The sequence below is a fragment of the Protofrankia sp. Cj3 genome, assembly GCF_917627355.1.
Taxonomy (GTDB): domain Bacteria; phylum Actinomycetota; class Actinomycetes; order Frankiales; family Frankiaceae; genus Protofrankia.
In genome coordinates, this window is the sequence record NZ_CAKJTR010000027.1 from 14,329 (window position 1) to 38,606 (window position 24,278).

The following is a 24,278-nucleotide window of genomic DNA, read 5'->3' on the forward strand; positions in this document are numbered from 1 at the left end:
AACACACCAGCACGGCGGACGTCATCTTCCCAGGTCAGCGACCGAACAAGGCGCGAAGAGAAAACTTCGTCGCTGGGGGAATGACCTTGCGCCGTGGGCGAGGCATCGTTACCTCTCGTTACCGCCGAAGGCCGGCATGGTAACTCCCGACCCTGCGCCGTCCCGAAGCGAATGCACGCCGTTCGCGTGGTGCTCGGGGATGGTCGGCAGGTAGGCCGGGGAACGGCACTGAGAGGAGACGTGGATGTCCATCGTGCAGGAGGTCGGCCCATCGGGTGCGACGCCGGCCGACTGGTTCGACCTGCCGATCACCGTCGTCGATGACAGCGCGTGCGTGGCGAGCGATGGCTGCGACACCTCGGACGGCTGCTCGTCGACCTGTCCGTCGGCGTGCGCCAGTTCGTAAACGCGGGTTGTCGCTGTGCCGCCCCGACGCTGTCGGGGCGGCACGGGACGCGGATGTGACGAAGGCTGGGGAAGGGACGATGCCGATGGGCGGGGCGCTGTACCGGCCAGCCGGTCCCGCGTTGCTACGCGCGGCGGTGAATGCGTCGGGCAGCGTGGCGTGCTGGCCGGCGCTGGAGGACCCGGTGGCGTGCCGAGAGTGGTTGGCGCAGGTCTGGCCGGCGGCTCGAGAGCCAGTCGCGCTCGCCAGCAGCGCGTTGGCTGCTCGGGTCGAGCAGATCGTGGCCGGGCAGCCGGTCACGGACCGACGGCTGCGCGCCGCGGCGGCGACGGTGGTGCGGTACCTGCTGCGCGCGGAGGGGCGGGCGACGCCGTTCGCGCTGTTCGCGGGTGTCGCACCGGCCAGGTTTGGCCAGGTGGGGACGGTGCGCTTCGGTGATCGTCACAGGTCGACGGCTCGGGTGGACGCCGCGTGGCTGGGCGAGATCATCGACCGTGTGGAAACGGGCCCGGTGCTGGAGCGGGTGACCGTCGTGTTCAGCAGTCTTGTCGTCGAGCGGGCGGGGCGACTGATCGTGCCGCGCCCGGACGGCCAAGCGGAGATCCCCCTTACTCCGCCGGTGCGGCTCGTGCGGGATGCCGCCCGCGATCCGGTGCGCTTCGCCGAGCTGGTCGACAGACTGAACGAGGCGTTCACCGCCGCAGGCCCTGAGCGCATCGAGAGATTGCTGCGTCAACTCGTCGCTGAACACTTTCTGGTCACCGACCTGCGGGCGCCGATGACGGAGACCGATCCGCTCGGTCATCTGATCACGGTCCTTCGGGCGGCAGGTGCGTGCAACCTGGTCGAGGTCGCACCGCTGGTGGAGGAACTGACCACGATCCACACCCGGCTCGGCGAACTCAACGCGGCGCCGACACTGGAGGCGCAGGCGGCGCCACGCACGTCGCTACTCGCGGCGATGGACCGGATCGCCCCTCAGCAACGCTCGTCCCTGGCCCTCGACCTCGTGCTCGACTGCGACCTTCAGCTGCCCAAGTCTGTCGCGTCAGACCTCGCCGTGGCCGCCGGTGTCCTGACGCGGCTGGGCCAGGAACCGTTGGGACCTGCAGCATGGGCGGACTATCACCGCAGATTCGTCGAACGCTACGGCGTCGGCAGCGTCGTTCCGCTGCTCGACGTGCTCGACGACGCGTCGGGGCTTGGTTATCCGGCTGGCTACCCGGGCTCGGTCCTGCCGGCACCCGCGCCGACCGTCAGCGATCGGGACTGGCGGCTGCTTGCCCTGGCGTGGGAGGCGCTCGCGGGCGGCGGTCCTGTTGAGCTGACTGATGCGCGGGTCGAACAGGTCACCGACGGTGACCTGTTCGACCCGCGTTTCCTCCAGCCCCATGGAGAGGTCGCGGCGAAGATTCACGCCAGGAGTGTCGAGGCGTTGAACGCCGGAGACTACGAGCTGGCCGTGTCTCCCGCCCGTGCGGCCGGAACTCTGTCCGCGCGGTTCCAGTCCTCGACTGGTGACGCGGCGATGGCTCGGGCCTACCGATCGGTTCCGGTGCTGCACGAGGGCGCCACTGCGGTACAGCTGTCCTGCCCGCCCAGGTTCGTTCGCGGCCAGAACGTCGCGCGGCTGCCCCAGTTTCTGCCCGAGGTACTGGCCCTCGGCGAGCCTCCGTCGGAAGGGCGGCGCGGGTTGGGGCCTGGAGATCTGGCGTTGACCGCGACCGGGCGGGGCTTGCTGCTCGTCGAGGCCGCCACCGGTCGGATCATCGATCCGCAGATCTTTCACGCGCTGACGCTCGACCGGCAGATGCCGCCGCTGGCGCGGTTCCTGGCGCACCTGCCGCGCGCCTTCGCCGCCTCGCTGGCCGCGTTCGAGTTCGGACCGGCTGCGGGCGCGCTGCCGCACCTGCCCGAGGTCCGCTACGGCCGGATCATCCTGGCTCCCGAACGCTGGCGCCTCCACACCGCCGACCTGCCCGGACCCGACGCGCCGGCTGCCGATTGGAGCGCCGACCTGGGGCGGTGGCGGCAGCGGCATCGGTGCGCAGAACTTGTGGAACTGGCCGACGGCGACATGACGCTACGACTAGACCTCACGGTCCCGGCCCATCGCACGATCCTGCGCGAGCATGTGGCCGACACGGGTGTGGCGACGCTGAATCGAGCCGTACCCGGCGAGAGCCTTGACTGGATCGGGCATGCCCACGAGATCGTCGCCCCCGTGTTCCGCGTTGGGCCACCCGCACCGAACAAGCTCGCCTCGGCGCTGGTCCGCAGGGTCAACACTGACGGCCACCGACCCGGCGACCCGAATGCCCGATGGATCTCCGCCCGCGTCCATACGCACCCCGCCGCCATGGACCACCTGATCGCCAGCCATCTGCCGGACCTGCGTACCCGGCTCGATGACGCACAGATGTGGATGGTCCGTTACCGCAATGCCGAGCTGACTGACCATCTGCGCATCCGTGTCGCTACCGAGAAGGCGAACCACGCGGCTCGCGCGGCGATCCTCGGCGGGTGGGCCGCCGAGTTGGGCACGATCGGCGTCGTCGGCCAGGTGGCCTTTGACACCTATTTCCCGGAGGCCGGCCGTTATGGCGCCGACGCGGCTCTTGAGGCCGCCGAAGCCGTGTTCTGCGCCGACACCACCGCGGCGATCATCGTATTGCGTCAACAGCCAGCCGGGCTGCATCCGGACACCATCACGGCGCTGTCGATGCTCGACATCGCCGACGCGTTCCTCGGCGGCGTGCGCCCCGCCGCCGACTACCTGACGACACGCGTCCTCGCCAAGCCGCAGACCATCGATCACCGCGTCGTCGGCGAGACCACCCGGCTGGCCCGCCACAGCGTCCCCAGGGATCTACCGCACCTGCCTGGCGACCTCGCCGACGCCTGGGCAGCCCGTGCCAAGGCCCTGACCGCCTACCGCGCGGCGTTGCCCAGCCAGATGGGCCCCGCGACGGTCGCCGGCTCCCTCCTGCACCTGTCCTACAACCGCCTCCGTGGCATCAACCGCGACCACGAGGCCGCCTGCCTTCGCCTGGCCCGCGGCGCCGCGCTCGCCTGGCACACCACCCAGCAGGCGGCAACCGCATGAGCACGGCCCCTCTCCACCAAGCCGGAGATCGCTGGCGCCGCCGCGACGTGTGGCGGTCAGCCCGGCTCATAGCCGGTAGGAACGCGGCGGGCCGCCCCGAGAAGGCGCTCTCGGACCGGGACACCCCCGCTGTCTACGCTCCTGCCTCCGAACAGCATCCCTTGTGACCGCAGCAGTCGACCCGATCCCACTCCGACAAGGACACGCCCATGACGACCGCGACACCCGGCACCGCCGCCGAACTCCACGCCGGCATGGTCAAGAAGATCATCAGAAGTCGGCCCGGCCTCGACAGCCCTGTCGTCGAGGCGCTGCGCGCGGTGCCCCGGCACCTGTTCCTGCCGGACGCCACGCTCGACGAGGCGTACAACCCCTACAAGGCGGTCATCACGAAGACGGCGTCCGATGGCACGCACCTGTCCTGTGCCTCGGTCGCGACCCTCGTCGCCGGAATGCTGGACGAACTGCACGTCCGCCCCGGCGAGCGGATCTTCGAGGTCGGTGCTGGCACGGGCTACAACGCCGCGCTGCTCGCCGAACTCACCGGCCCCGACGGGCTGGTCGTCACCGCCGACATCGACGAGGAGATCACCGGGCAGGCATCAATCGCCCTGGCTGCGGCGGGCTACAGCGGCGTGCGGGTCCTGACCCGCGACGGCGCGCTCGGCGACGAAACCAACGCACCTTTCGATAAGATCATAGTTACGGTCGGTGCGTGTGATATCCCCGATGCCTGGTTCACCCAACTCGTCCCCGGCGGACGGATGGTCCTGCCGCTGCGCTGGCGGGGCCAGACCCGCGGCGTCGCCTTCGTCAAGGGCGACGACGGTGTACTCCGCTCGGAGTCGGTGTTCCTCTGCGGCTTCGTCCCCATGATCAGCCAAGGCGTCGAACGCGTCGCCATGCTCCACACCAACCCGCTCGTTCAGATCCACTACGACATCGACCAGGACATCGATCCAGCCCAGCTGACCGGCGGCCTCGACACCCCCCGGACCAGCGCCTGGTCCGGAATCACCGTCGGCCCGCAGGACCCCATTGACGGGATCTGGCTGCGCGCCACCGCGACCGACCCGGCCGTCTGCCGCATCAACGCCAGTCCCGACGCGGTCAGCGCCGACCTGTGCACGCCCTTCATCCCGAACCTCAGCCCCACGCTGATCGCCGGCTCCTCACTGGCCTACCTCACCAAGCGCCGGCTCGACGGCGCCGACCCGCTCTACGAACTCGGCGCCCACGGACACGGACCCGACGGCCACGCCCTCGCCGAGCGGCTGTGCGGACACATCCACACCTGGAACACCGACCGCAAAGCCCGCCCGTCCCTGACCGCTATGCCTCTGACCGCCCAAGCCAGCATTCCCAACCACGCGATCGTCAAGAAAGACTGCGCGATCACCGTCACCTACTGAATTACCTACCCGCGTCGGCGAGACGGCACCTGCCAGCGGCAGCCCTTGGACACCGCTGGCTTGCTGTCCCTCGCCGAACCAGATCGTCCGGAGGTGCCTCATGCTCCTGAGTAGCGACCTGCGAACGCGTGCCTCCTCCGTCGCGGCCCGTCTCGCCGACGCGCTGACCGCACCACCTCCAGCCCATGCCGGCAACGACCAGGCGTCGACCAGAGAGCTCTGGCGCGGCCAGTCGCTGGCCGCCGGCGCCGCGGGCGTCGCCGTGCTCCACGGCCTACGCGCCCGTGACGGCGCCGGCAGCTGGGCGACCGTCGACGCCTGGCTCAGAGCCGCCACACGCGACAAGCTGAGCGTCGGAGCGCGAGCCGGCCTATGGCTCGGTGCCCCGGCCCTCGCGTTCACGCTCGCCACAGCAACTCCACCCGGCCGCTACCGATCCGCCCGCCAGCACCTTGACAGCGCCGTCGCAGAGATGATCGACCGGCGCCTCGCCGCCGCCAACCGGCGCATTAATGCCGGCCAGCGACCGGAACGCGCCGAATACGATCTCGTCCGCGGCTTGACGGGACTCGGCGCTCACCTCCTCACCTCCCGCCCAGACGCAGATCAGCTTCGCCGGGTCCTGACCTACCTCGTCCGCCTCGCTGAACCCCTGCCTGCCATTGGCACAGGCGGGCTGACATTACCGGGCTGGTGGAGCGGCGACCTTCCCATCGGAGCGCCGGCTGACGCGTTCGCGGACGGCCACGCCGACCTCGGGATGGCCCACGGCGTCGCAGGTCCTCTCGCGCTACTCGCTCTCGCTCACCGCCAAGGCATCGTCGTGCCCGGCCACATCCACGCCCTGCACCGAATCTGCGACTGGCTCGATGCCTGGCGTCAGGACAGCCCTACCGGCCCCTGGTGGCCCGAGAAGATCACCCTCAGCGAACTTGGCGCGGGCCGCCCGGCCCAAGCCGGCCCAGGCCGCGTTTCCTGGTGCTACGGTGCCCCGGGCCTCGCCCGCGCCCAGCAACTCGCCGCCCTCGCGCTGGCCGACACACCGCGCCAGAAACGTGCCGAGGCCGCGCTCGCCGCTTGCATCGAGGACCCCGTCCAAGTCGCCAGACTCGTCGATCCGACACTCTGCCATGGTTTGGCCGGCCTGGTCGCCACCGTCCACCATGCCGCCGCCGACGCCCGCTACCACCCACTCGGCAGCCACCTCCCAGCCCTAGCCGATCAACTCCTCGACAGCCTCGACCTGGCAGAGCCCGCCAGCAGACGAGCACCCGGCCTCATCGAGGGCACCGCCGGGATCGCTGCCGTCCTGCATGGCCTCGCCACCGACAGCACGGCTACCTGGGAAACCGTGCTTCTCCTCGGTCGAACTTAGGGTCAGCCGCGAAGACGAACCGCGCTTAACGCGGACTTCTGCCACCCCGCGACATCCAGGGCGACTGGCGAACGAAGCGCAACCCTTACCGCTCGACCTGTGACATAACGATTACTGACAGAGTGGTCTGCGTAGCGGACGATCGGAGGATCGGCCCATGCAGCTCCGGAGAGGATATGGGGCATCGTCATGAGTAGGGCGAGCCAGCGGGCGGAGCAGGACGAGCTGCGTGCGCGGATGCGCGCGGTCGGCATGTCCCACGACGAGATCGCGATCGAGTTCGCCCGCCGCTACAAGTACCGTCCCCGCGCCGCTCACCGCGTCGCCCATGGCTGGACCCAGATGCAAGCCGCCAACCACATCAACGCCCACGCCGCCCGCGCCGGCCTCGACCCCTACGGCGCCGCGCCCATGACCGCGCCGCGGTTGTCCGAGCTGGAGAACTGGCCGCTGCCGAACAACCGCCGCCGGCCCACCCCCCAGCTCCTCGCCCTGCTCGCCGAGGTCTACGACACCAGCGTCCACAATTTGATCGACCTCGACGACCGCGAACACCTCACCCCCGCCGACACCCTCCTCATCAACACCACGCGCCGAGATCGTCGATCGGCGGGGTCACCGCCCGCAGACTCGTCCTTCAGACAGGCTGGCACCGGCTTCGAGTCGGGATATGGCGGCGGCGCTCCCAGGAGGCGGCGTCTCGACGCGACTGCTGGGAACATCGAGTGGGTGGATGCTCTCGGCCGCCGCGGGTTCACCCTCCTCGCCGGATCAGCCGTCGTAGCGGGTCTTGTTGGCACCGGGCGCGCCCGCCATGTCGACCCGGCGCTCGTCTCCTATTTCGATGGCCAGTTGAAGGGCCATTACCACGCGGACATGCTGCTCGGCTCCGGCGCGTTGATCGGCACGGTCGCTTCCCAATGTGAGGTCATCGTCCAGTTGGTGGACTCCGCGGACGGGTCGACCCGCCAGCGCTTGGCGAAGGTCGGTTCGTCGTTCGCCGCGTTTGCGGCCTGGCTGTGGCTGGACGCCGGCGACCCGGCTGCGGCGATGCGCTGCCACGACGCCGCGCTGGAACTGGCCCACCGCTGCGGAGACCGCGACGCCGTGGCCTGCGCGCTGGTCGACCGGGCGATGGCCTTCACCGACCTGGGAAACGCGGCGGCCGTGATCGACCTGTGCCAGGCCGCGCTGGTCGACGCCCGGCGCCTCTCGCCCGAGATCCGGGTGTTCGCCTTGCAGCAGCAGGCACACGGTGCCTCGCTGCGCGGTGACCGCAGCCAGGTCGACCTCCTGCTCGATCAGGCCGGCCGGCTCGTGGATCACGTCGACATCGAGGAGTGGGGCACCGCCTGCCGCCGCACCGACGGCTACGTCGAGGTACAGCGCGCCACCTGCTACGGACGGCTCGGTCTCGCCGCCGACGCCGACCGTCTCTGGCAGCAGATCATCCCCGCCGCACCCCCGTCAGCCCGCCGCGACATCGCGGTCTGGTCAGCGCGCCACGCGGTCGCCGCCGCGCGGCAGGGAGAACCGGAACGGGCAGTGGAACTCGCGCGCCAGGCGAGCGCGCTCGCGGTAGAGACCGGCTCCGCGCGCGCCCGGCGGGAACTGGACACGGTCGCGGCGGCGATGGCCCCGTGGCGTGCTCACTCCGTCGGCCAGGATCTGGCGGACGTGCTCGCGCCCGTCACTATCGACGAGCCAGGGAGGGAACATGGCTGAGGCGCTGTCACTAGAACAGATCGAGGGAGACCTCAAGAGCCTGGACGGATGGACGACCGACGGCCGGCGCATCGAACGGCTGTACTCGATACCCCACATCCAGGGTGCGGCGTTCATCATGCACATCGCCGCCATACAGAACGAGTTCGGTCACCACTCCGACGCCACGCTCGGCTACAAGACCGTGCACGTATCGATCAGCTCCAGTGACATCGGCGGCTACGTCGCCGAGCACGACATCGAGCTTGCCAGGCGCATCCAGGCAATTTCGTCAGCACATGGAGCGGGTTAGAGAACAGGCCATGCCGGGGCGGAGTTGTTGGCCTGACGTGCGACAGGCCGGGCGTCCGCTCGTCGGCCTGGGGGAAGCCGCACAACCCTGGAAGGGCACGGCCGCAGGCCGCGACCTCGACGAGATCTTCGCGCTCTGAAGGAGACCTGACGTGGCGGACGCGCCCGTGCCCTTGGCCGACGACGAGATCGAGGCGCGGCTGCGCGAGCTACCCGGCTGGACCCGCATCGGCCAGGAGATCACCAGATCCTTCCGCATCCGTTACCACGGTGGGGTCGCCCTGATCGTGCACGTCGCCGACGTCGAGCGGCTGATCGGCCACCACGCGGACATTGACCTGCGCTGGGACAGCATCCGCTTCGGGATCACCACCCACGACGCCGGGCACCGGATCACCGCGGCCGATTTCGATCTCGCGCGGCGCATCGACGCCATCGCCCAAGCCCACAGCGCGGAACCGTTCTGATACTCCTGTCCGGATCGAATCTTGGTGTTCACATTTCCATGGAGCGCCCCGGCATCGCGCGCTACGAGCTGGTGAACGTGACCGTGCGGCGGATGGTCCAGCGGTAGGTGTGGCCTTCGCGTCGAAGTTCGAGCAGGCTCACGCTGGTTACCGGGACTGCGATCGGCGGGACCCGGCGGAGTTCGGTGAGGCGGTGGATGACTTCGGCGGCCGGCGGGGTGGCGTTGCAATACGTCGCGCTGATGTGCGGCTTGAACCTCGCCGGCTCGGCGGGGACTTGGTCGGCGCCAAGCTCGGTGGCGATGGCCTCGCGCAATCGCTCGCGGACGTCGGCGGCTGGACCCCAGGGCGCGGCGCGCAGGAACGTGCCGCCGGGGTAGGCCGCAACGGGACCAACGGTCAGCGTGAAGGGCTCGATGTCGGCTGTGCGTGCGGCTGCCTGCTCGCCGATGCGTGCGGCTGTCTCGATGTCGACCTGGTCGGGGAAGCCGACCCCCTGCACAGTCATGTGGATGCCGTCCGAGGGCACCGGGTCGAGATAGTTCAGGTCCGCAAGCGCCTTCTGGTGGTAGGCGACGTGGTCGCGGAGGGCCTGGTCGTCGAAGACGAGGTACCAGGTGAGGTAGTTGCGTCCAGGGCGGTGCCCGGGGCGCCAGTACCAGTGGTCGGCCATCCGTTCCGTGCGTTGGAAGGCTTCCCAGTCGTCGGCGTCGACCTGGCCCTCGTGGGAGTGCGGCACGCTGCCAGGTTAGAACGGGGCGTGCTTGTAGGTACTCGCAGCGCGCCATGCGGCGACGGCGTCTGCTGCCTCGGAAATCTCCGGGACACTGGACCAAGGGGCGGCGCTGGTGACGAAGTCCTGCGCGCGAGAGGCTACGACCTGCGAATTCAGCGTGGACCCGACGGCGAGGGCTTCACAGACGAGGGCGCCGGCTCGGTCGGGTTCGGCGGTCGGGCCGACGAGGTAGGCCATCGAGGCGTCTACCAGCGTCAGGGCGTGGCTGGCTGCCGAGTTCGAGCGGGCGAAGATCGGGATAGCCTGGTCGGTGAACTCGCGGACGCGGTCGACGGCGCCCAGCGCGAGGTACGCGCTGGCGGCGTTGCCGGCAAGGCGGGCGCCGGTGAACGGCTCGAACGACAGGAAGTAGCCGACCGGGTCGGCCTGGTCGACCTGCGCGTGGGCGGCCAGGGCACGGTCGACCGCGTCGTCGACCCCGCGCCGGTCACCCAGCTTGCCGAGCGCGCGCGCCTCGCCGCTGACCGCCAGGCGGATGGACGCTGGACCTCCCGCGGCGTAGCGCTGACCGTCGCGGGCGTAGTCCAGGGCCTGCTCGTAGCGGCCGGCGTAGTAGGCGATGAAGCTCTGTGTGCCGCGTACCCACGCGGCAAGGTCGCGGTTGCCGGTGGCCTGGGCGAGGCTCATCGCCTCGTTGCAGTAGGCACGGGCGAGCATCTCGTTACCCAGGTCGAACGCGAGATAGCCGAGCAGGCCGGACAGCTTCCCGGCCAGGACATACAGGTTTGCTCGGTGACGCGGATGCTGGTGGCCGCTCATGAGGTCGGCGACGTGGCGGCGCTGGCGAAGAGCTGTCGGGTAGACGCTCGGGGCGTCCGACGTTTCGTAGCGGCGGCCGATCAGCTCGACGCCCATGTCCAGTTGCTCGACGGTCGCATCGTCCATGTTTGTCGCGGCAAGAAGCTGCATGCGTTGGGTGACTTCGTCCACCTCGTCGTCGGCAGCCAGGACCACCGTGGCGGCCGTCGCGGCACGAATAGTCAAACGATCCGGGCCGGGGCGCTCGACGGCGGCGGACAGCTCGCCTGCTTCGGCGGGCACCTCTGATCCCCACGGCGACGTGGCGACGGGCGTCGCCGGTGGGCTGCTCACACCTGCCGACAGGCGGCGCAGGCTGTTGATCAGGAGCATGTCGGCGGGTGCGAGGTGCTCCCGGTCGTCGAGGTCGAGCAGGTTGTGGATGTCGGTGCCGTAGACCGCGGCGAGTGCGGCGAGGATCTGCGGGGTGAGGCGGCGGCGGGCCGGGAGCGGCCAGTTCTCCAGCTCCGACAGCCACGGGGCGCTCATCGAGGCGGCGCCATCCGGGTCAACGCCGACGCGGGCGACGTGGGCGTTGACGCGGGGTCCCGGGCCACTCGCGAAGCGATGGTCTGGGTGCTGGCCGGCTGCCTGCTGCTGGGTCCAACCTCGCGCCACCCGGTGGGCGGCGCGAGGGCGCAGCCGGTAGCGGCGGGCGAACTCGACGGCGATCTCGTCGTGCGCCATGCCCACCGCACGCATCCGGGCGCGCAGCTCCTCCTGTTCGACGCGCTGGCTGGTCCTGCCCATGCCGCGGTGCCCCTCCCTGAGCGTGGACGGCGATCGGCCTCGGGCTTTCGGCTACCGACCGAACCGCCACAACCGTAGCCGTCCGCTTACGGTCAGAACAGAGGGGACGAGTAGATCGACGTACCTGCGTCGTCGATGATGCCGGACCGGACGTGGGATGCCGCCGGCCGCAGCGTTCACCGGGATGATCAGGGCCTACAGGTCGCTGCGCTGTCCGCGGCACCCTCCAGACGGACGATCGAGATCGAATCCCTCCGGGACTCGCCGAACGAATCGGCATGATCGCGCCAGACAAAGGCGCTCTGACGCCGCTGTTCTCGCAGGTCAGCCGTCTTTCGGAAACCGAAGAAAAGATTCGTGGCGGGGGGAATGACTCGCCTCCTGGCGTCGGCCATCGTGGTGGCGCGCCACAGACATCGACCTGATCTTGTTCGTTTGAGGCGCGGCCCGTTGGAGGACCGCACTCCGCGCTGGTCGGCTCGGCCTGTGCGGGAGCAAGGGTGACGTGGAGGAGGTCTTCAGGTCGGTCCACCTCCGATGGAAAGATCGTCAATGTTGATGAGGGTCGCCCCACCTGCGGCGGCCCGCACGTATCGGGAGAGGACACCGTGACGAGCGTCGGCACCATGGGCAGCGAGAGCCTCCGTAACGCACTGGTTGACCAGTTGGCCGCTGATCATGCGGCGAAGGGCCTGGTGCTGCGGCCCGAGGTGAAGGCGGCGATGCGGACGGTTCCCCGTGAGCTGTTCACGCCGGGCCTTCCGCTGGAAGAGGCGTACGACGCGAACGCGGCGGTCCTCAAGAAGATGCGCGGTGCGGAAGCCATCAGCTCGGTGTCGGCGCCCTACCTGATCGCGGAGATGATCGGTCAGGCGGCGGACGCGCTCGGTGGGTTGGAAGACCGACACGCGTTGGAGATCGGTAGCGGTGGCTACAACGCCTCCTTGTTGCGGGAGCTCGTCGGCCCGACGGGATCGGTCACGACCGTCGATATTGACCCCGAGGTCACCGGCCGGGCGGTCGCCTGCCTGGCGGCGGCGGGCTACCACGACGTCACCGTGGTGTGCGCGGACGCCGAGCACCCGATCGAGCCGGGCCGCCGCTACGACCTGATCATCATCACAGTCGGGGCATGGGACATCCCGTCCGCATGGCGTGATCAGCTCACCGACGACGGTGTGCTCGTTGTGCCGCTGCGCACGTTCGGGATCACCAAGTCGTGGGCGCTGCGACGCCGCGGGGACCGTCTGGTCAGTGAGAGCCACCGCCAGTGCGGGTTCGTCTCCATGCAGGGCGACGGAGCCCACCAGGTGCGGTACATCGACATCGCCGACGGTGTCCACCTGCGGCTGGATGAAGGCCAGCAGATCGACCCCGCCGTTCTCGATGGTCTCCTGGCGCAGCCCCGCAAGGAGGCATGGGCCGGGGTGAGCCTGCCGCCCCGCACGACCCTGATCAACCTGAACCTGTGGCTGGCGACCCGCCTCACCCGCGAGGCGGGACAGTTCGTGGTGCTGACGGCGCAGAAGACGGCCATCGAGGCCGGCATCGTCGCGCCCTCCTGGCAGTTCGGCACACCCGCCACCCTGCACGACGGCACATTCGCCTACCGGTCGGCTCTGCACTGGACCGGCAGGCGGTTCGATCTCGGCGCCTACGCTCACGGGCCCGCCGCTGCGGCGGCGGCCGGGCGGATGGTCGAGCACATGCATGCGTGGGTCGACGCGGGCAGCCCGCCGCCGCGGCTCCACGTCCTTCCCGCGCACACCCCGGACGGCGACCTGCCGGACGGGACGGTTCTGGACAAGCGGCACAGCCGCCTTGTCCTGGCCTTCACCCCCACCGAGAAAGGAACCCCCTGATGGACAACGAGAACGAGAACGAGTACGAGCTGAACCTGCGCCTGGTCGACGCCGGGTCCGTCGCGAGCGGTCACGCCACCAACACCGACGACGAGTGCGGTTCCGGCAACACGGGCACGAGCGCCTGCACGACCACCCCCGGCACCTGACCCGCCCGTTCACCCTGGGGGAGGGCCCCGCCTGTATCGGCGAGGTCCTCCCCTTCTTCCGCCAACCTCGGAACCCGGAGCGAGAGATGTTCCAAGCGGTGGACGCGGCGTTGATCAGAGCCGCCTCCTACCCCCGAGATCTGACGCCGCCGGCGTGGTCCGACCTGACCGCGGACCAGCCCGACGAGTGGTTGGCGTGGCTGCGCCAGGTGTGGGTACTGCCGGCGTTCGCTGCCGCGGTCGGGCAGGCCGCACCCCACCTGACCACCCAGATCACCCGGACTCTTGCCGATGAGCCTATGGACAGACGCAGGCTGCGTCGTCTGGTCGAGGCAACGGTCCGCTATCTGCTGAGGTGGACGACGCGTGCAACCCCCTTCGGCAGGTTCGCCGGAGTGGCTCCGGTTGAATTCGGCCCCCGCGCGGCGGTCCGCTGGGGCCAGCGGCACCACGCGGTCACCCGCCCCGACGACCGCCACATCGCCGACCACACCGCCGCGGCTGAACGGGACCTGGCGACACTGCGCACCGTCTGCGTCATGACGAACACCCTCGGCTTTCCCCGCGGCGGGGCATGGGTGCTGCCCTGCGCCCGCGCCGACGGCGACCGGGTCTGGGATGTCGAGATCGACCTGACCGGCCCGGTGCGGTTGGCAGTCGAGACGGCCAGAACCACGATCCCGTTCACGGACCTCGCCGCGCAGGTCGCCGACCAGATAGCCAGCGACACGGCCGCGGCCGAGCGGCTGCTGACCGCACTCGTCAACGCCGGGGTGCTGCTCTCGGCGATCCGCCCACCGATGACTGTGACCGACCCGGCCGCCCACCTGGCCCGCCACATCACCATCCCGCCTCGCCAGACGGCCAGATCGCGGTCGATCTGCGGGTCGACTGTTCGGTGACGCTGCCCCCCGCCGTGGTCCGCGAAGCGCAGGACGCCGCCGATGTGCTCGTCGCTGTCGCGCCGCACCTACCCGGCTGGGCCGCCTATCATCGCGCGTTCCTTGAACGGTGGGGTCCGGGCGCGACCGTGCCCCTGCGCGACGTCCTGGCCGTCCTCGGGTTCCCCGCCGGGTACCGGGGCTCGCCTCGCCGCGACCCGGCAGCGTTCACCGCCCGCGACCGGTTACTTTCGACGCTCGCCCAGCAGTCCGCGCTAGACCCGTCTTCCGCACGTGCACCCTATGGGCTGACAGTGTGATCTTTTGTTTGTCTGCCGCTCGCCTCATTGGCGTCCAGAGGGCGCGATCTGACAGAATTCAACTCGACCAGTCGCAGTGGGTGTAGACCATCGACGCGAGTCCGCCATCATGATCGAAAATGGCGTCGATCGGAGCATCGAAATCCGATGTGCGGAAGACGGGAGACAACGGAGCTGAAGTTCACTGCCCACGAAAGCGGGAACCCTCCAGTTTTCGGCACCCGCAACCCGGCGTCGTTCGACGCGATCCTCGCCGACACCGGTATCGAGGTCGTGCCCACCGGCGTCCGGATGCCGCGCATGAACGCAATCATGGAACGGTGGATCCCGAGCTGTCGCCACGACCTGCTGGACCGCACGGTGATCGGGAACCAGGCACACCTGCTGCACGCGCTGCACCCGTACGAGCAGCATCACACCGCGCACCGACCCCACCGGGGCATCGCGAACGCCAGACCCCTGCACCCACTACCGGAACCGATCACCCATCTGGCCACGGTCACGCACCTCGACATCCGTAGACGTGACCGCCTCGGCGGCATCATCCACGAGTATGAAAATGCCGCCTAACCTGCACGGACATGGTTTTCGGCACCCGCAGGGTCCGCGAGCAGGTGGTTTCCTGGGAGTGTGGGTGAAACGAACAGGCGCCCTTTGAACCGCGATGATACGGCGTGCCTGACGGTTCTCCATCATGAATCCGTACGTCGGGCATAGAGGAACCGCATGAAATAAAGGTCGAGCGGCGACCAGGTACGCTGGTCGGAGGCACGATCCAACGCCGGGCCGGATAGTGGCTCCAGCCAGCCTTTAGATGAGCGGAAACCCTGAAGGGCGAAGATTTCGAAATTGGCCTGGAGCAGCATGTCGAGAATGGCGCGGTGATCGTATTTGACCAGCAGGTCTCGAGTGTGTAGCTCGAGGAAAACGTGTCTGACGGAACCGCGGAGCGTCTTCTTCATTCCACCCAGAACCATGCCCTCGCCGCCGTGGACGTCAATCTTGACGACTGTAGGGAAGATGCTAGTCTCGCGGCACCATGCATCAAAGGTGATCCCGCGTACTTCGTGGGTTCGGTCGACCGCACGCGGGGACAGACGGGTGCGCAGCGAATAAGAGAGAGTAGTGGCGAGGAACGAGGCCAGCCCCACCCGCGACTGCGACGGGGAAGCGACGACCGGTACCACCGGACCAGCGGGTGGGGTTGCGTCCAGAATCGCGGCTCGCAGCGCATGCAGGTATCCCCGGCGCTTGTCGGCCGGAGAAAATGGCACGATCGTCTTCGTCGAAAAGTCAAAGATTCCCTCTTCGTCAACAAGCGCGACCTCCTCGACCCGCACGCCGCCTAGCCCATTCGCGGCCAGGTTGCGCCGGATGACGGCGGTATAACTTGGCTCAGGTTCGAACGCGATGACGGTCGCCGTCGGAGCGTGCCTCGCCGCCCATACGGACAGATATCCGTAGAGGGCACCGACATCGGCAAAGATCGCCCCGGGCTCTCTCAGCAGGGGGGCCAGCAACGCGAGCACGAGAGGTTCGTACGCGTTGCCGGGCAATGTGTCGCGAAGAGTGCTCAGGTCGGGGTCATCAAGAACGAACGCGGTTCCCTCGGCATCGTAGACCTTCAATGCTGCTTCCTTTCGCTAACCGGGGCGACCGCTCAGTATGCGCCGAGCTAGAACAAGGGCTTGACGCCAAGAAATCCTTCGAACGCTAGATACTTGTAGATCGGCCACGAGTCGATGAATCCGGCGGTGTTCAGCAGCTGGAGGTTCAGTGCAGTCGTCAACGGCTCTAGCACCCCTCGAAGACAGTGGGACTTCTTAAGAATTTCGTCGGCGCTGAAGCCGGCCTGCAGTTTGAAGTCCTCGTACATTTGGTTGAGCAGGTCCTGTAGTCTGGCGTCGGGAGTGCGAGTCTTCTCGAAGAGCACGAGGGCACCACCGGGCCGCATCTCCGTACAAATCCTCTGGAGTAGGGCCAGCCGGTGGTCGGGGGGGAAGAATTGGAGGGTATAATACATTACCACGAAACTGCTGCCGGTGAAGTCTATGCGCTGCGCGTCGGCGAGCTCGATGTTTACGGATGATAATCCGGAGCATCGCTTCCGCGCCTGGTCGACCATTCGTGGCTCGATATCGACGCCGTGAAACGTTGCATTGGTCGAGGCATGTCGCTCGGCGAGCAGCCGGGTCAAGGTAGCCGTAGAGCAACCGACTTCGATCACCCGGCTCCCCTCCCACACGAAGAAGTCGCTCAACTGAGCGATGATGTTGTGGCCTTCGCGGTACCCTGGCACACTCCGGTGAACGTGCTCGTCGAAGTCGTCAACTGTCTCACCGCCGAAGCTCCACCGCAAGCGGGAGAGGAAGGGGCCGTCTACGACTGTGGAAGCGGTCACGGTCATACTTGTCGCACCTACTCGTCAGAAACAGGACCGCTCGACGGACGGAGCGGCATCTCCACAGCGAGTGATGCCGCCCAAGCGCTGCGGTCGACCTATCCACACATATGAAACAGATTCATGACAACGAACAGCTCCGATATCGAAGACTCACAGGCCCGCGGCGGCAAATTTCTCGCTCGCACCCGGCACGTCGAGTACACCGGTGTTACGGAAGAGGTTCAGAGTGTAACGCCCCCACTCTCGGATCCTGGTGTCGATCATCTCTGTCCAGTATTTCTCGGCCAACACCTCCTCTGCATCGGTAGAAGAGAGTCCGGCGGTCAGCAGGACGTGAGCCGCGTGCGCGAGGTCGGGTTCGAGACAGCCGCGCAAAGCGTAGGGAAGATAGTGAGCGACCTTGGTTCGCGTCTGGCCGTCGAGCTGCCGCCAGATCTCGGGAAAGACACGCGAGAAATACGCATGATGACGGCGCTCGTCCGCAGCGTGATCGGCCACCACGGCGCGAACCACGCTGTGGACGGTGGGATCACGGGGTAAAATGTCAAGGATGGAAGAAAGCGCAGTTTCAAAGACAACGGCCTGCATCAGCTGGCCTAGGTGCTCGTGGCCAGGCAAAATGACGCGCATCGGACCGTCGAGAGCCATGATGACCCTATCAAAAGAGTACCGGCACGGCTCGATGCCTGTCACTCGCGCTACTTGGTCGATCAGGTCAAGATTGGAAAGGGCATGGAACGCCTCGTCCGTGTAGATCTGGTAGGCATTGAGGCGGATCGGCCAGGAGCTGAGCGAACCGATCTCTATATGGCCGTTAGCAAGTAGCTCAAGGGCGCGATTTATTATCCGGCTCTCGACGTGAACAGTGAACTGTAAATATTGGTAAAGCCTCTGCGCGAGGAGAAACTCCCGCATCTGCGTACCGCGTTCCGCGACGGTGGGATGGTCCAGCTCCGGCATCTCACGCGCGGCGAAGAGCGCCTTTCCCGTTTCCTGCTCCTCGGCGAACTTACGTCGAGGACCACAACGAACCCTCGCGGCCTCATACCATCTGTCAAGAATCCTGTCAGCGGCCATAGCCCGTTCCTCTGAACTTCCCGCCGTGCTGCGCCCTGGTGGTCTTCGGATGGGCCAGAGAGAGATCCAGGCCAAGAACGGGTTTCACCCAAGCGTCACGCGGTGGTGATGAGACGCAATGCGAAATCAGCCGCAATCGCGTTCCAGCCCAGCGGGGTCCAGCTCCTGAAAGTGCTTGAGACAGCATCGACGACCTCCGTCCGCACTCTTGCCTGTCTCGCAGTCCCAAGAGGGGCATAACAGTAGGTATCCCGATCGCCAAATCTTTTTTCTCTTGGAGAGGGATGCGGCACTAGTTAGATCCCGTAGCCGGATGCGCGAATCATTGCTACCGGGGGCGCACGACCGGCAAGGTCGCTGAGAAGCTTTCGGTCTCCAGTCCGCCTCGTAGCGCTCGCCAGGTCCGGGCCATAGCATGTTCTTTCGCGCCTCCTGGATTCGCAAACATTCAGGGAGTACTCAGAGAGTGATGATATGTGACTGAAAGTGGCGAAAATGCGCCCTTGCTTGCTGTGATGCCCACATGGAGACGGCCACTTTGTCGCGATTGCCAGGTTTGTAATCGAAGATCGTAGATCTTACGTTTACTTGTGGCAACTGTGCGATGGCTTTCCGATTATCCTCTGAATGTTTACCTGGATTCGACTCCGATCAGCCGAGGGCTTGCTCGCTGGCCGGGCTGTGGCCAAGCGAACGCCGCCACTGAGCACTGCCTATTGTTTCGTCTGCGATCTTGCCCTGCTAGCCGACCTGAATCTGGATCTTTTGTGCGACAACCGTCGCCAGGGCCTGTGCGGAGGCAACGTCACACCCCGATGCGACCACGAGTGCCGCACGCTGGAAAGAGTCCCGGACCGGTTCAACTGGGTCCCCGGGTCTGACAAATACGTCGACGGCCAGGCAGTCAGGCATCGTACGCGCATCTTCCTCACCACTGACGCGTGTTACCACTCCGGATGGTGACAGGATGGCGAGTGATGCCGCGGCAGGTGCGGCGTCCGACACCGAAGGCACGCCGGACGCCATTCCGAGCAGATCATCCAACACCAGGCCAAAGAGCTCAAGGCCCGGACGATGATGGGCAACCATCGCATGAATCCAGTCACCGCCTGGCCGCGCGTGCATCTCACCCAGGACGATGCCGCCATCCGTCCAGAAGAACTCGACGTGGAAGAGAGAATGAGTAAGGTCTACACAAGCCACTGCGGCAGCTACCTGCTCATGGATACTCGCTGCCTCTGCTGGCGTGAACGGCGCCGGAAGGCTGTTGCTCACAGTCGCGAAGTAGGGTGGCTTGATGATCGACTTCACCGTGAGTGCGAGGATCATGGGTTCACCATTAACGATGATCCCCTCCGCACTGCAGGGCAGACCGTCGATGAAATCCTCGACGAGGATGCTCGGAGAGTGGGTGAACGCGTGCTGTACGGGTGCGGTGGCATCCTCTCCTGGGCGTACGAGGCAGACACCCTGGCTACCGAAGCTGTCCACGGGTTTGACGATCGCAGGACTGCCCCGGCCTCCGATGAATCTTTGCGCCTCGTCAGCCGAATCGAACAAGTGTAGTTCCGGCTGACTGAAACCATGTGCTGCAAGGTGTCGTCGACACCTGTCCTTCCGACGGATCCGAGCGATGCTTGCGGGACTGTTCCAGGGAAGCCCGACCTCTGCGGCAGCCGCCGCGGTCGCGAAGAGCGAGAACTCCCGAAACCCAAGGACCGCCCGGAGCTTCGTCTCTGCCTGGCGCTCTCGGGCGAGCCGACACGCTTGGGCCACGTTACGGTAGTCTACCGGCCAGACAGCCACGGGGTCTGGCTTCCCGAGCAGGCCGACCAGATTGGCCGGCTCGTCGGCTACTTCCACCGACAACTCGCGCCGGTCAGCCTCCTCCCGGAGCCGGGCCGACCAGTCGGCGACGTGGCTTTTGGCACCTCCGCCACCGAAGACGAGGACGGTGTCCCGGCTCATATCGCCTCGACGGTCGGGAGAGCTTTCTCGGCGGCCCGGTGAAGGAGATCCCGCAGCTCGTGCGGATCAGTAGCCCGTCCAATGAAGGATCCAAGAATCGGAGTGACGAAGTCGTCTGGCGGTTGTTTGACCTCGGTGCCCGGCGAGATCTCATAGGTGAAATGTTCGATACCCGGTGTGGCAAGCGCACCTCCCAGGTCACCAAAACCGACGAAGCGGCCAGCCTGTCGGCTTATGATCTGTATCGATCCCGCGAAGCTTTTGTTCGCGCCAGGCATCGGTTGGGCCTCCCTGGCGCCCGCGGACACGCGTATGACCTCACCCAGGAAGTCATAGCCCCAGCTCAGGGGGATCAAGTGAGAGGTGATGAAGTTCCCCCCGGTTCGAGCATTCATCTCCAATACCTTGAGAGCGCCGTCGGGTAGATGACGAAACTCAAGGTGGATTGCGCCGGACTTGAGTCCAAGAGCCCGCACGACTTCGCTGGCCATGAGTTCGACCTGGGCGAGCGTCGACGGGTCGAGTTGGGAGGGGTGGATCTGGAGATACTCCAAGTAGAACGGAGAGAGAGTCCACTTGTCCGTGACGGACGCCACTGGGACCCGTCCGTCAACAACAATCCCCTCGACGCTGTGCTCGGTTCCACCCAGCTGTTCCTCGAGTAACAGCTCCTGGGGATAGTAACGGAAGATCGGATCTGTCGCCTTCTGCGTGAACTCCATGAGTCGGTTAAATGCGGCGGTGAGCGTCGCCTGGTCGTCGACCTGGAAGATGCCTTTGCTTGACGAGGCGCCGGTCGGTTTGAGGATGGCCGGAAAACCAACCTCCTTCACCGCCGACGCGAGATCCGCCGAGGACCGGACGCGGTGGAAGCGCGGAATCAGGTGCGGCGCGGTATCCTTGAGTAGTTCGCGGGCTTGATACTTGTTTCGTGCCGCCGCCGCGGCCTCGGTCGAGTTGCCAGGAAGCCCCAAACCTTGCGCGATGTGGGCGACGGTCTCCACATCGCGATCACCCCAGGTAAGCACTCCGACCACCGATCTGCGAGCTGCTACGGCCTTGGCGGCGGCTAGCGCCGCGTCGTGATCGTATGTGTCCGTAATGACTGTGTCGGCGGCGAGCCCAGGAACAAGTGGGATGGGATGGTCCGCAAGCAGGACTACATCGAACCCCAGGCTGTTGGCGGCAAAGAAACAGGGTTGCGCCTCCAGCGTGGTACGACGAGTGTTGACAAAGAGAATGGCGTCCCGTTGTGACATTAATTGTCCTAGTCTGACAGCTTCCCCGAGGCCATGACTGGAAGACCGAATCATGCGACTACGTGGTTCGGTAGCTACGACGCCGTACCTGTGCTTCTTTGCCTGGCGGTAACTCACAGCTATCGGAGGCAACTCCCGGAAGAGCAGCCCCTAATGGGAGAACGAGAGCGAGCCGAAACACGAGTACCTAACAGCCACTCACGTCGAGTGTACACCTGGACTCGGGGTTCCGGCAAGTTTGAGTTGGGTACAATTCCCTTCAAGTGACTTGATCGTGATGTGATCAAGTCACTGTGCTGAGCGGCGCGAACTTGGAAGTTGTTCGGGGCGGTCTCAACCGGTCAGTGCACCACCCGCATCGTGCTGGAATCCACGGGGTCCGGCATGAAGCGGACACCCGGATGATGCACTGACCGGTTGAGACCACCGGTTTGAACATAGATGAACGCCGACGAGATCGACAAAATAAACGATCATAATCGCCGGACCTCGGCATCTCGTTGCGGGTCGCCGGGGTGGATGACCTGCCCCGTGATCCGCTCCCGAAGCCGGGCGGCCGGCACCTTGAGGAAGAAGTGCCGCACCGGGATCCCGTACGTGGCCAGCCCGCCGAAGATCTCCCGCGCGTATCCCGGATCGACCACGGTCATGGGCGCGATGATGAGCTGGCCGTGCTGCTGCGCCAGCACCCGCCCGGTCTCCACGACCAGGAGCCTCCAGACGGGCAGGTCCTGGAAGTCTCCTGACGGGGCCGGGGAGACCATGCCGCGCAGCATGAACCCGACCTCCTCCGGGTCGAACATCAGCGCGTCGGGGCACCGCCGCCTCAGCTCCTCGGCGAGCGTCGTCTTGCCCGCCCCGAACGACCCGTTAATCCAACAGATCACGCTTGCTCCCTGCACCCGGCGTAGAGCCTGCACATAGATACCAGAGTGTTCTCCCGCCCGACGACCAGGCGCGTAGGGATGATGGCCCTGACCGTCACTGTCAGACGGCTGCTACGGCAACGCGATGTCTGCCCGCATGTCGCCCCGGGCTGAGGAGACGTCGATGCCACCCGAGGTCGCCGCCGGCGTCCCGCGCTGGCCTGGCGTCCCGCCGCGATCCTGGCACGTGTGACCACGCTTGAGGGCGGCGCCTACGTGGTCGCCAACCCTCATCCCTGCGTGTTTGTCATCCGCCGCACGGGGCGACCACCTGGCCCTCGTCCAGATCACCGGCGAGACGGGGACTGAGCGACCTGGTACATCCCGCCCGTGACCGTCGTCGTCGCCGCGTTCTGCCCGGCGCCTGGGAGATTGTCCTATCGACCGATCACCTGCTGTTCCCCCGCGCGGCGATGACGAACAACTTTCATGATCACCGCGAACGGATGTGACAGGGCGCCTGTGTTCTCGCAGGTCATCGGCTTCGCGGGTGTCGATGAAAACGTTCGCGGTGGCGGGAATGACGCGCCTGCCTGCGTCGGCCATCCTGGTAGCGCATCGCGTACACGGAGCACGCCGGATTGTGACGGTCGCGTCGATCAGCGTCAGCGTGGAGGAAGATCCGACGGCGGCAGATCCCGCCGCCACCGGCGAGGAAGGAAACCAGGTCCCGTGACGCCCCGTCGGATTGGGCTGCTGCATCCGGGAAGCATGGGGGCGCGGATCGGCGAGATCCTGCGGGCTGGCGGGCACGAGGTGCTGTACTGCCCCGCTGGACGCAGCCCGCGGACGCTGCGACGGGCACAGGATGCCGGCCTCCGGCCGGTCGACTGCCTGGAAGACCTGTGTGAAGGCACCCAGATCCTGATGTCGTTGTGTCCGCCGGAGGCCGCGCTCGACGTGGCGCAGGCCGTGGCCGCGGCGGGGTTCACGGGCCTGTACATGGACGCCAATGCGGTCAACCCGGAACGTATGCGCGTCATCGGCGGGCTCGTGACCAAGGCGGGTGGCACCATCGTTGATGGCTGCCTCATCGGCCCGGTCCCGACGCGGCAGGAAACTACGCGCCTGTACCTGGCCGGGGATGCTCGCCTCACCGGCGAGATCTCCGCGCTGTTCAACGGATCGGCCGTGGAGGTTGTCGTCCTCGACGGCCAGGTGGGCGCGGCGTCCGCCTTGAAGATCGCCCACTCGTCGTTTGCGAAGACGTCGCGGGTTCTCGCCGCGCTCGCGCACGCACTCGCCGCCGAGTACGGCGTCGGGCAGGCGCTCACCGACGAGGCCCGTCGACGCAGCCGACCGGCGCTCGCCGAGCCTGATTTCTTCGCCACCGTCGCGGCCCGCGCCTGGCGGTGGGCGCCCGAACTCGCCCAGGCGGCCGAGAGCTACCGGACCGTCGGACTCCCCGACACGATGCTCCGCGGCGCGGAAGAACTCCTCCGCACCTGGAACGAGCACAAAGACATCGAGCACGCCCACATCGACCAGCTCCTCCGCGAGCTGCGAACTGACCAGCAGCACGGCACGTAAGCAACCGCCCACGTTCCGGGAGGCAGAAGCAGGGCTACGAGCGGTGCCGCTCTGTCCGAGGCGACACACGACAAAGGTCAAGATCAGGTGTTGATGGGGTCGGCCGAACGAATCAGCGGGTTCGAGTCGAAGAAAAGTGCCCCGCCGCTGCCGTTGCCGCAGGTCAGTGGCGCTGTACGGGCCCGAAGCGGATGTTCGTTTCCCGGGGAATGACGGGCGTGCGGCCGGTTGGGAAGCTGAGGGCGTTCAGCGTCGGCGCGGTCAGCTCGCCGTCACGATAGCGGCGGTCTGCTGGCCCGGTCGCCGAGGCGCCTACGTCGAGAAGGACCTGATGATCGCCTATTCTCCGTCCCTTCCCGCCGCCGATACCGAAGCGCAGCCGAGTGACGACGAGATCTGCACACGCGCGGACGAGCCTGTCGCATTCACCGACGGGCACCATTTCAGGCTAACGGCTCCGCTGGATCTGGAAGCGATCGCCGCCGCAGCGGCCGGCCCGTTGTCGGTGATTCTTCAGGTCACGAAGAAGTGTAATTTCGACTGCTCGTTCTGCTCCGAGACGTTGCAGGAACCCGACCCCACGCTGGCCGCGCTGGAGCGGATCCGGGACAACCTGGCCGGGGTGCCCCGGGTGTTCCTGTCCGGTGGCGAGCCGTTGCTGCGCCGGGACTTCGTGGACATCGTCGACTTGTTCGCCGGGACGGTCATCGGCGTGCCGACCAACGCGACCCGCGGCCTTCAGCACGCGGCGCGCCTGGCCGGCAAGAACGCGTTCG

General features: G+C 66.9%; 20 protein-coding genes and 1 pseudogene. 13 read left to right on the forward strand and 8 right to left on the reverse strand.

Annotated elements, in window-relative coordinates; all coding sequences use genetic code 11:
* Positions 1–244 precede the first annotated feature (244 nt).
* The 7 genes from MJ783_RS05900 (at position 245) to MJ783_RS05930 (ending at position 8,782) form a co-directional block, all read left to right on the forward strand.
* Entirely contained in the window at positions 245–406 is a 162-nt protein-coding gene (locus tag MJ783_RS05900) for an FxLD family lanthipeptide (RefSeq protein WP_239308932.1), read from the forward strand.
* Between the two features lie 55 nt (positions 407–461).
* A complete protein-coding gene (locus tag MJ783_RS05905) occupies positions 462–3,512 on the forward strand; it encodes a lantibiotic dehydratase (protein ID WP_239308934.1) in 3,051 nt (1,016 codons plus the stop codon).
* 209 nt (positions 3,513–3,721) lie between these two features.
* Positions 3,722–4,924 (forward strand): methyltransferase, FxLD system, encoded by a 1,203-nt coding sequence (gene fxlM / locus MJ783_RS05910; protein WP_239308936.1) that lies wholly within the window; start codon positions 3,722–3,724, stop codon positions 4,922–4,924.
* Between the two features lie 100 nt (positions 4,925–5,024).
* Positions 5,025–6,299: a lanthionine synthetase C family protein gene (locus tag MJ783_RS05915; RefSeq protein ID WP_239308937.1), complete on the forward strand. Its 1,275-nt coding sequence runs from the start codon at positions 5,025–5,027 to the stop codon at positions 6,297–6,299.
* Positions 6,300–6,488: 189 nt separating this feature from the next.
* Positions 6,489–8,024, forward strand: a complete 1,536-nt coding sequence (locus tag MJ783_RS05920; RefSeq protein ID WP_239308939.1) for a hypothetical protein — start codon at positions 6,489–6,491, stop codon at positions 8,022–8,024.
* Positions 8,017–8,316, forward strand: a complete 300-nt coding sequence (locus MJ783_RS05925) for a 4a-hydroxytetrahydrobiopterin dehydratase (RefSeq protein ID WP_239308940.1) — start codon at positions 8,017–8,019, stop codon at positions 8,314–8,316. The genes MJ783_RS05920 and MJ783_RS05925 overlap by 8 nt, the downstream gene beginning before the upstream one ends.
* A 151-nt stretch (positions 8,317–8,467) precedes the next feature.
* A complete protein-coding gene (locus MJ783_RS05930; protein WP_239308942.1) occupies positions 8,468–8,782 on the forward strand; it encodes a 4a-hydroxytetrahydrobiopterin dehydratase in 315 nt (104 codons plus the stop codon).
* A gap of 61 nt (positions 8,783–8,843) precedes the next feature.
* On the opposite strand, the gene MJ783_RS05935 is transcribed toward MJ783_RS05930, so the two are convergent.
* Together MJ783_RS05935 and MJ783_RS05940 are read right to left on the reverse strand one after the other, a co-directional pair.
* On the reverse strand, positions 8,844–9,521 hold the full coding sequence (locus tag MJ783_RS05935; RefSeq protein WP_239308944.1) for a 2'-5' RNA ligase family protein: 678 nt from the start codon (positions 9,519–9,521) through the stop codon (positions 8,844–8,846).
* Between the two features lie 9 nt (positions 9,522–9,530).
* Positions 9,531–11,126: a tetratricopeptide repeat protein gene (locus tag MJ783_RS05940; protein ID WP_239308945.1), complete on the reverse strand. Its 1,596-nt coding sequence runs from the start codon at positions 11,124–11,126 to the stop codon at positions 9,531–9,533.
* Between the two features lie 626 nt (positions 11,127–11,752).
* On the opposite strand from MJ783_RS05940, the gene fxlM (MJ783_RS05945) reads away from it, so the two are divergent.
* The 4 genes and pseudogenes from fxlM (MJ783_RS05945) to MJ783_RS05960 all read left to right on the forward strand — a co-directional run bounded on the left by fxlM (MJ783_RS05945) (position 11,753) and on the right by MJ783_RS05960 (position 14,908).
* Positions 11,753–12,988: a methyltransferase, FxLD system gene (fxlM, locus tag MJ783_RS05945; RefSeq protein ID WP_239308966.1), complete on the forward strand. Its 1,236-nt coding sequence runs from the start codon at positions 11,753–11,755 to the stop codon at positions 12,986–12,988.
* A complete protein-coding gene (gene fxlA, locus MJ783_RS05950) occupies positions 12,988–13,137 on the forward strand; it encodes an FxLD family lanthipeptide (RefSeq protein WP_239308947.1) in 150 nt (49 codons plus the stop codon). The genes fxlM (MJ783_RS05945) and fxlA overlap by 1 nt, the downstream gene beginning before the upstream one ends.
* An 86-nt stretch (positions 13,138–13,223) precedes the next feature.
* Positions 13,224–14,299, forward strand: a pseudogene (locus MJ783_RS05955) (lantibiotic dehydratase); the annotation flags it as partial.
* Positions 14,300–14,485: 186 nt separating this feature from the next.
* Positions 14,486–14,908, forward strand: a complete 423-nt coding sequence (locus MJ783_RS05960; RefSeq protein ID WP_239308949.1) for an integrase — start codon at positions 14,486–14,488, stop codon at positions 14,906–14,908.
* Positions 14,909–15,030: 122 nt separating this feature from the next.
* Here the strand turns inward: MJ783_RS05960 and MJ783_RS05965 are convergent, their stop codons facing one another.
* The 6 genes from MJ783_RS05965 to MJ783_RS05990 all read right to left on the reverse strand — a co-directional run bounded on the left by MJ783_RS05965 (position 15,031) and on the right by MJ783_RS05990 (position 21,933).
* Positions 15,031–15,966, reverse strand: a complete 936-nt coding sequence (locus MJ783_RS05965; protein ID WP_239308951.1) for an FkbM family methyltransferase — start codon at positions 15,964–15,966, stop codon at positions 15,031–15,033.
* Between the two features lie 47 nt (positions 15,967–16,013).
* A complete protein-coding gene (locus MJ783_RS05970) occupies positions 16,014–16,745 on the reverse strand; it encodes a methyltransferase domain-containing protein (protein ID WP_239308952.1) in 732 nt (243 codons plus the stop codon).
* Between the two features lie 147 nt (positions 16,746–16,892).
* Positions 16,893–17,819, reverse strand: coding sequence for a diiron oxygenase (locus tag MJ783_RS05975; RefSeq protein ID WP_239308954.1), 927 nt, complete (start codon positions 17,817–17,819; stop codon positions 16,893–16,895).
* A 741-nt stretch (positions 17,820–18,560) separates the two neighbouring features.
* Positions 18,561–19,787, reverse strand: coding sequence for an ATP-grasp domain-containing protein (locus tag MJ783_RS05980; protein ID WP_239308956.1), 1,227 nt, complete (start codon positions 19,785–19,787; stop codon positions 18,561–18,563).
* Positions 19,784–21,046: an ATP-grasp domain-containing protein gene (locus MJ783_RS05985; RefSeq protein ID WP_239308958.1), complete on the reverse strand. Its 1,263-nt coding sequence runs from the start codon at positions 21,044–21,046 to the stop codon at positions 19,784–19,786. The genes MJ783_RS05980 and MJ783_RS05985 overlap by 4 nt, the downstream gene beginning before the upstream one ends.
* A gap of 473 nt (positions 21,047–21,519) precedes the next feature.
* Positions 21,520–21,933 carry an AAA family ATPase gene (locus tag MJ783_RS05990; protein WP_239308960.1) on the reverse strand — a complete coding sequence of 138 codons (414 nt, stop codon included), beginning with the start codon at positions 21,931–21,933 and terminating at the stop codon, positions 21,520–21,522.
* A 711-nt stretch (positions 21,934–22,644) separates the two neighbouring features.
* Here MJ783_RS05990 and MJ783_RS05995 point away from each other — a divergent pair.
* Together MJ783_RS05995 and MJ783_RS06000 are read left to right on the forward strand one after the other, a co-directional pair.
* A complete protein-coding gene (locus tag MJ783_RS05995) occupies positions 22,645–23,502 on the forward strand; it encodes an NAD(P)-dependent oxidoreductase (RefSeq protein ID WP_239308962.1) in 858 nt (285 codons plus the stop codon).
* A gap of 331 nt (positions 23,503–23,833) precedes the next feature.
* Positions 23,834–24,278, forward strand: a 445-nt coding sequence (locus tag MJ783_RS06000; protein ID WP_239308964.1) for a radical SAM protein, incomplete at its 3' end; no start/stop codon positions are given.

Coding starts and splice junctions, on each gene's coding strand:
- MJ783_RS05940 (WP_239308945.1), bottom strand. CDS start 11,126: ATGGGCAGGACCAGCCAGCGCGTCGAACAGGAGGAGCTGCGCGCCCGG.
- MJ783_RS05915 (WP_239308937.1), top strand. CDS start 5,025: ATGCTCCTGAGTAGCGACCTGCGAACGCGTGCCTCCTCCGTCGCGGCC.
- MJ783_RS05970 (WP_239308952.1), bottom strand. CDS start 16,745: ATGACCGTGACCGCTTCCACAGTCGTAGACGGCCCCTTCCTCTCCCGC.
- MJ783_RS05975 (WP_239308954.1), bottom strand. CDS start 17,819: ATGGCCGCTGACAGGATTCTTGACAGATGGTATGAGGCCGCGAGGGTT.
- fxlA (WP_239308947.1), top strand. CDS start 12,988: ATGGACAACGAGAACGAGAACGAGTACGAGCTGAACCTGCGCCTGGTC.
- MJ783_RS05900 (WP_239308932.1), top strand. CDS start 245: ATGTCCATCGTGCAGGAGGTCGGCCCATCGGGTGCGACGCCGGCCGAC.
- MJ783_RS05980 (WP_239308956.1), bottom strand. CDS start 19,787: ATGAGCCGGGACACCGTCCTCGTCTTCGGTGGCGGAGGTGCCAAAAGC.
- MJ783_RS05925 (WP_239308940.1), top strand. CDS start 8,017: ATGGCTGAGGCGCTGTCACTAGAACAGATCGAGGGAGACCTCAAGAGC.
- fxlM (WP_239308936.1), top strand. CDS start 3,722: ATGACGACCGCGACACCCGGCACCGCCGCCGAACTCCACGCCGGCATG.
- MJ783_RS05985 (WP_239308958.1), bottom strand. CDS start 21,046: ATGTCACAACGGGACGCCATTCTCTTTGTCAACACTCGTCGTACCACG.
- MJ783_RS05960 (WP_239308949.1), top strand. CDS start 14,486: ATGTGCGGAAGACGGGAGACAACGGAGCTGAAGTTCACTGCCCACGAA.
- fxlM (WP_239308966.1), top strand. CDS start 11,753: ATGGGCAGCGAGAGCCTCCGTAACGCACTGGTTGACCAGTTGGCCGCT.
- MJ783_RS05920 (WP_239308939.1), top strand. CDS start 6,489: ATGAGTAGGGCGAGCCAGCGGGCGGAGCAGGACGAGCTGCGTGCGCGG.